The organism is Streptomyces oryzae (assembly GCF_017676365.1).
Taxonomy (GTDB): domain Bacteria; phylum Actinomycetota; class Actinomycetes; order Streptomycetales; family Streptomycetaceae; genus Streptomyces; species Streptomyces oryzae.
Window position 1 is genome coordinate 1 of sequence record NZ_JADKMA010000306.1, and the last position, 5,025, is coordinate 5,025.

Genomic DNA, 5,025 nt, shown 5'->3' on the forward strand with positions numbered 1-5,025 from the left:
CCAACGCCCCGCACCCGGCGACCCCCAGACACAGAGCCCCCACAACCACCACGGCCGCCGCCCGCCGCCCCCTTGCGAAGCCTTTATCCGCCACGAGCACAGATGCTAGGCCCTCTCCCGAGGGGTGTTCCGGTGAGGGGCTGACCCTGACGGGCGGGTTTCATCCACGCCGCAGCACCCGCAGGGAACCGGTGGCCGGCCCGGGGTGGAAGTGACCCGAGGCCAGCGCCCGTTCATGGACGTGGTGCGGCGCCTGCCCCCCGTCGGCCGGATCGGGAAACACATCGTGGATGACCAGCAGCCCGCCCGGCGCCAGATGCGGCGTCCAGCCCTCATAGTCGGCGGTGGCGTGCTCCTCGGTGTGCCCGCCGTCGATGAACACCAGCCCCAGCGGGGAGCCCCACACAGCGGCCACTTGGGGTGAGCGGCCCACCAGCGCCACCACCTGCTCCTCAAGGCCCGCCGCGTGCAGCGTGCGCCGGAACGTGGGAAGCGTGTCCATCCTGCCCACCACCGGATCGACGACCTCCGGATCGTGGTACTCCCAGCCCGGCTGCTGCTCCTCACTGCCCCGGTGATGATCGACGGTGAGCGCTGTCACACCGGCGCGCCGCGCCGCGTCGGCCAGCAGCAGCGTGGAGCGCCCGCAGTACGTCCCCACCTCCAGCAGCGGCAGCCCGAGCGCACCCGCCTCGGTCGCCGCCGCGTACAGCGCCAGCCCCTCGTCCAGCGGCATGAACCCCTTGGCCGCCTCGAAAGCGGCGAGCGTACGGGGGTCGGGGGCCGGAGGGTTCATCGCTCGTTCCTCTGCTGTCGTCGGCGTGCTCGCACACGCCGGGTCCGCTGTTCACCCGGGCTCGGTGGGCTGCTGTCATGCTGCCCTACCGGCATCCCCCACCCCGGTGGCAGGTACGCTCACCGAACTGTCAGGGACACGCGGGGGAGTGGAGTGACGGGAAGCGACACATCGGACGGGGCTGCCGCCAAGGTGCCCCGGCACCGCCGCAGGAACCTCGCCGTGGCGCTGTGCCTCGCCGTGCTGGCCGGCGCGGGACTGGGCACCTGGACAACCGGCACCTGGCCGTTCGCCAAGGAGCGCTTCTGCTGGGGCGCCTGGCAGGAGGACGACGGCGACGGCGTTCCGGAGTTCCTCGCCGAGGACACGGACGGATACGAGCGTACGAGCGAGCAGTCGGCCCCGCCCCGCAAGGGCGAGCGCGCCACCTGCTCGGTGACGCTGAAGGAGAAGCCCGACGACAGCGCGACGGAGAGCGAGGAGGACACCTACGCCCCGGCGCCGGGCACCTCGACGCAGCGCGTCAGCGTCGAGGTCGGTCCGGTGCCGCGCCGTTCCGAGGCCCGGCGCGCGTGGCTGGCCGACCACCTGGACGCCAGGCTGGCGGCGCTGCCGCACGGCCTGCCCGGCCTGGTGGGCACCGGTCGGTCGGTCTTCGTCCTCCCGACGGCGTGCGACACGGCGGACGGGCGGCCCACCGTGGTGACCGTCGAGGGCGCCTCCTTCCGCACCGCCTCGCCCGGGGACAGCCCCGGCCCGCTGATGTCCCTGGTCAACACGGTCGCCCGGAAGGCGGGGTGCGCGCCGGAGAAGCCGTACGAGATCACCCTGCCGATCCCGGTGGCGGACGGGGACCACGGCCTGGAAGCACAGCGCTCCCCGCTCTGCCGGATTCCTGGCTTCCGGTTCAACCTGCACAAGGACGACCACTTCGAAGCGCGGATCGGACCCGTCGAGAAGCACGTCCAGACCTGCTCGGTGGAGGACAAGACGCAGGTACGCAACCCCACGTTCGCCGGACAGTTCGTGATGACCTCACAGCCCAGGCTCACCGCTCTTTTCACGGGCCTGGCGGACAACAGACCGCTCGGCAAGGGCTGGCGCGGCAAGGGCCGGGTGGACGAGCGGCAGGGACTGCTGACCGCCTCCTGCCAGGGCGAGCCCACCGTCTTCTTCATGCAGCTCGACGGCCTGCTGGCCGACCGCGCCGATCCCAGTCCGCGCCGCGCCTTCGAGGCCGCGGTCAACTCCGTCGCCGACCGCATCGGCTGCCCGTCGGTGGCACCCCGATCATGAGCGAGCACCAGCGCACCGAGAGCGAGCACCAGCACAGCGAGAGGGACCGGATGCCCGAGGAGGAGCGGGACCCCGCCGGGTCGGCGCCGCGGAAGGGGCGGTTGCGCCGTCTGGTCAGCGGCAGGCCGGGGGTGGCCGTCGTCGGTGCGGTGGTGGGCGCGCTGCTGGCCGGAGGAACCATGGCCTGGCGCGCGGGCGAACTGCCCTTCCTGCCCCGGAACATGTGCTGGGGCGCCCTCTCCCCCGACACGGCCGGCCGGCTCTTCCCGGACGGCGAGATACGCGCCGAGGAACTCCCCCTGCACAGCCCCGGATCCGACGGGGAGTCCCGCAGCGAGTGCCGCCTGCAGCGGTGGAAGGACGACGAGCTGCGGTCTCAGGCCGCGGCCGAGGTCAGGAGACTCGACCCGTACCACGGCAGGGGCGTACGCGAGTGGACGCGCGAGTTCCTCTCGCCCGCGATGGTTCCGCTGGGCGGTGAAACCCCGGGCATGGTCTCCGACACCCGCGCCTGGGTGGCGCTCCCCGAGAGCTGCACGGGCGGGACCGACGACGATCCGCCGACGGTGGTCTCCCTCTCCTACGGGCCGCTCGATTCGGGCGGCATCGCGAGCGCGGCCGAGCGGCGAGGCAAGCGGGCGGCGCTGGCCGACGCGGTGGTCGAGCTGGCCAACGGCGTACTGGCCGAACGGCGCTGCCAGGGCCGCTACCCGAAGCCGGGCACGCTGCATCCGCAGGCCGGGACCCGGACGCTGAAGCAGCACGGTACGGAGAAGCTGTGCGGGCTCCGGGACACGAAGCTGCCGTCCTGGCTCAGGGGCTCGCGGGAGTATCCCAACGCGGTGCGCGCCACCACCGACATCTCCGGCCCCGCGCACTCGTGCGAGTACGGCCGGCACTTGTCCACGGACGCCACGCGCTTCACCACCATCGAGGACCCGCACCTGGCCAACTTCGTGCTGCCACTGGGCTACCGGACCTCCGTGCGGCTCCGCGGTGACGGCTTCGGCAGCGTCTCCGGCGATATGAGCATCTACATCGCCACCTGCCAGACCGGCCCCGTCGCCTTTCTGGTGCAGCAGGAGGACTTCCTCGATGAGCATCACCCGATGACGGAGCTGCTGCCCGCCTACGTCGCCGCCGAGGCGAAGCGGATCGGCTGCGGCAAGGTGCGGGTGCCGGAGCCGAAGATGTCCGGTCAGGACTCTTCGGAGCGCTAGAGCGCTAGAGCGCTAGAGAGCTGGGGCGCTGGGACCCTTCGGGGCCGGGGTGTCACACTACGCGCATGCCGCAGACCGCACAGCCCGCGTGTCCGTCCGACATATACGGCTCCGCCGCCAAGGCGCCCCGCCTGTGGGCGGTCGTACTGGCCGCGTGTGCCGGGCAGTTCCTCGTCGTCCTCGACGTGTCCGTCGTCAATGTCGCGCTGCCCTCGATGCGCGCCACCCTCTCCCTCTCGCAGACCGGCCTGCAGTGGGTGGTCAACGCCTACACGCTCACCTTCTCAGGGCTGATGCTGCTCGGCGGCAGGGCCGCCGACCTGTTCGGGCGCAAGCGGGTCTTCCTGACGGGCCTGGCGCTGTTCACGGCCGCGAGCCTGGCGGGCGGCCTCGCGCAGGAGCCCTGGCAGTTGCTGGCGGCCCGCGCCGTCCAGGGCATGGGCGCCGCGATCCTGGCACCGGCCACCCTCACCTTGCTGACCACGTCCGTACCGGAGGGTCCGGCACGCACCAAGGCGATAGCCACCTGGTCGGCGGTCGGTGCGGGCGGCGGCGCCGCGGGCGGGCTGGTGGGCGGGGTGCTCACCGACACGCTGTCCTGGCGCTGGGTGCTGCTGATCAACGTGCCGGTGGGCGTACTCGTCCTGGTGGCGTCGGCCGTGTGGCTGAGGGAGAGCCGCGAGGAGTCGGTACGCCGCCTGGACGTGCCCGGCGCGCTGCTGGTGACGCTGGGCCTGGGCGCTGTGGCGTACGGCATCGTACGGACGGACAGTGCGGGCTGGAGCGCACCCAGCGCGCTGGGGCCGCTCGGTGGCGGGCTGCTGCTGCTCGCGCTGTTCGTCGCCGTCGAGGCCCGCTCGCGCGAACCCCTCGTGCCGCTGCGGCTGTTCCGCAGCCGCGCCGTCTCCTCGGCCAACGTCGCCATCCTCATCAACGGGCTGGCGATGTTCGCCATGTGGTACTTCTTGTCCCTCTACACCCAGAATGTGCTGCACTACACGCCGCTCAAGGCGGGCTTCGCGCTGATCCCGCACTCGCTGACCATCGTCCTCGGCTCCAAGATCGCGCCCTTCCTGATGGCCCGGGTCGGCGACCGTCACCTCGCCGTCGCGGGCGCCGCCATGGCGGGCCTGGGCTATGTGTGGCAGGGCTCCATGGGCGTCGACGGCGCCTATGTGACGACGCTCCTGGGGCCCGGCGTACTGATGGCGCTCGGCGCCGGGCTGGCCGCCACGCCGCTGGCCACCATCGCCACGGCCACCGATGATCCCGGCGAAGCGGGCCTGCTGTCCGGGCTGTTCGGCACCGCCCGCACCATGGGCGGCGCCCTCGGCCTCGCCGTCCTTTCCACGGTCGCCGCCGCCCGCACGGACGGCGCCGAGAACCCCGCCGCCCTCGCCGCCGGCTACGGCACCGCCTTCCACGCGGGCGCCGCGGTACTGGGCGCTTGCGCGCTGTTCATGCTCGCCGCGCTGCCGCGCACGGCGAAGGACTAGGGACCGCGCCCCGAAGGGGCCCGGGACTGTGTTCATGTGCGGCTCCGCCGCGTGGGCGCGACCGACCACGACGCACCCGCAGTCCGCAACGGCGGACAAGGGGCAGCCCCTACCCGGCAGACAGCAACCTGACGCCGCGTCAGCTATCCCCCTTCCCATGCCAAGAAGAACGTGTTTCACTCACGGGCCAGGGCCGACCCCCAGACGGCCCTGGCCC

The 5,025-nt window shown here is 72.6% G+C and carries 4 protein-coding genes; 3 read left to right on the forward strand and 1 reads right to left on the reverse strand.

Translation table 11 applies throughout. The features are described from left to right. Window positions 1–160: 160 nt before the first annotated feature. Entirely contained in the window at window positions 161–796 is a 636-nt protein-coding gene (locus ITI46_RS32970) for a class I SAM-dependent methyltransferase (RefSeq protein WP_209243622.1), read from the reverse strand. Between the two features lie 153 nt (window positions 797–949). Between ITI46_RS32970 and ITI46_RS32975 the strand changes: the two genes are divergently transcribed. The 3 genes from ITI46_RS32975 (at window position 950) to ITI46_RS32985 (ending at window position 4,808) form a co-directional block, all read left to right on the forward strand. Continuing rightward, window positions 950–2,092 carry a hypothetical protein gene (locus tag ITI46_RS32975; RefSeq protein WP_209243623.1) on the forward strand — a complete coding sequence of 381 codons (1,143 nt, stop codon included), beginning with the start codon at window positions 950–952 and terminating at the stop codon, window positions 2,090–2,092. Beyond that, window positions 2,089–3,312 (forward strand): hypothetical protein, encoded by a 1,224-nt coding sequence (locus tag ITI46_RS32980; RefSeq protein WP_209243624.1) that lies wholly within the window; start codon window positions 2,089–2,091, stop codon window positions 3,310–3,312. The genes ITI46_RS32975 and ITI46_RS32980 overlap by 4 nt, the downstream gene beginning before the upstream one ends. Before the next feature lie 65 nt (window positions 3,313–3,377). After that, window positions 3,378–4,808: an MFS transporter gene (locus ITI46_RS32985; protein WP_209243625.1), complete on the forward strand. Its 1,431-nt coding sequence runs from the start codon at window positions 3,378–3,380 to the stop codon at window positions 4,806–4,808. Window positions 4,809–5,025 lie beyond the last annotated feature (217 nt).